The sequence below is a fragment of the Methylobrevis pamukkalensis genome, assembly GCF_001720135.1.
GTDB lineage: Bacteria > Pseudomonadota > Alphaproteobacteria > Rhizobiales > Pleomorphomonadaceae > Methylobrevis > Methylobrevis pamukkalensis.
This window is the reverse complement of the sequence record NZ_MCRJ01000341.1, coordinates 1-321: the sequence shown is the minus strand read 5'-3', so window position 1 is coordinate 321 and position 321 is coordinate 1. Positions and strand designations below refer to the sequence as shown.

General features: G+C 65.4%; 1 pseudogene. It reads left to right on the top strand.

The features are described 5' to 3' along the window. Positions 1–73 (top strand): annotated as a pseudogene (locus tag A6302_RS26410) (AsnC family transcriptional regulator); the annotation flags it as partial. Between the last annotated feature and the right edge of the window lie 248 nt (positions 74–321).

Sequence of the window (321 nt, the reverse complement as noted above, 5' to 3'; positions counted from 1 at the left end):
TGCCCGGGGTGCGCCAGACCCGGACCTTCTTCGTGATGAAGGAAGTGGTCGACGCGCGCCGCTTGATTTCTGAGTGACTTCTTCAGCTTTCGAATGTGGTGCGGCGGGCATCCGCAGATCTGCGTATCGCGCAAAGTATAAGCCGCACCGCGAGGCGGACTGGTACGATGACCCGCGAAGGCAACCGGACGCCAGCCGAGCCGGATGCGGACGCGCGATATCTCGCACGGCATTGGCGCCGAAGGGTGATTTCTGAACGGCGCCGTCGCGGCGCCCCCGTCCATGCCGGAACTGCGGCGTTCCGTCCTCTGGCAGCGGGCA